The organism is Xenorhabdus sp. TS4 (assembly GCF_014467265.1).
In the GTDB taxonomy this organism is placed as follows: domain Bacteria; phylum Pseudomonadota; class Gammaproteobacteria; order Enterobacterales; family Enterobacteriaceae; genus Xenorhabdus; species Xenorhabdus ehlersii.
On record NZ_NKHQ01000111.1, the window covers coordinates 1 to 740 of the forward strand.

1 protein-coding gene is annotated in these 740 nt (G+C 49.9%); it reads left to right on the forward strand.

Translation table 11 applies throughout. From position 1 onward, the window contains the following. The coding region (locus tag Xets_RS19540; protein WP_255430700.1) for a reverse transcriptase domain-containing protein at positions 1 to 685 on the forward strand (685 nt) is incomplete at its 5' end. Positions 686 to 740: the final 55 nt, after the last annotated feature.

The following is a 740-nucleotide window of genomic DNA, read 5'->3' on the forward strand; positions in this document are numbered from 1 at the left end:
CACCCCACAGGGAGGAGTTATCAGCCCGGTGCTGGCAAATCTGTTCCTGCATTATGTGTTCGACAAGTGGATGCAAAAGCATCATCCCCGGCTGAAGTGGTGTCGTTATGCCGATGATGGTCTGGTTCACTGTCAGAATGAAGCTCAGGCCAGAGAAATACGGAAAATACTGGAGCGACGTTTCAGTGAGTGTGGACTGGAACTGCACCCGGACAAAACCCGGATTGCCTACTGCAAGGATGGGGACCGAAAGGGCAGGTATGAACACATCAGTTTCGATTTCCTTGGATACACATTCAGGCCAAGATTGGTGAAGAACCGCAAAAGGAACAGCCTGTTTGTGAGTTTTATGCCAGCAGTCAGCAAAACGGCGCAAAAGGCCATGAGATTCAAAATTCGCAAGTTGAAGATCCGAATGCGGACAGAACTGAACTTAACACAGATGGCAAACTGGCTAAATCCCATGATAAGTGGATGGTTGAGCTATTATGGTCAATTTTGTCGTTCAGAGCTGTATAAGGTATTCAGGCAACTCAACAAAGCCTTAGTGCGCTGGGCCAGACGAAAGTACAAGGCACTGAGCAGGCATAAAACCCAGGCTTCAAAACTGCTTCAAAGGATTGCAAAGCAGCATCAGGGGTTGTTTGCCCATTGGCGGGCAGGAATGACAGGCACGTTTGCTTGATGGGAGCGGTATGAGTCGAGAGGCTCACGTACCGTTCTGCGAGAGGCTGCGGGGG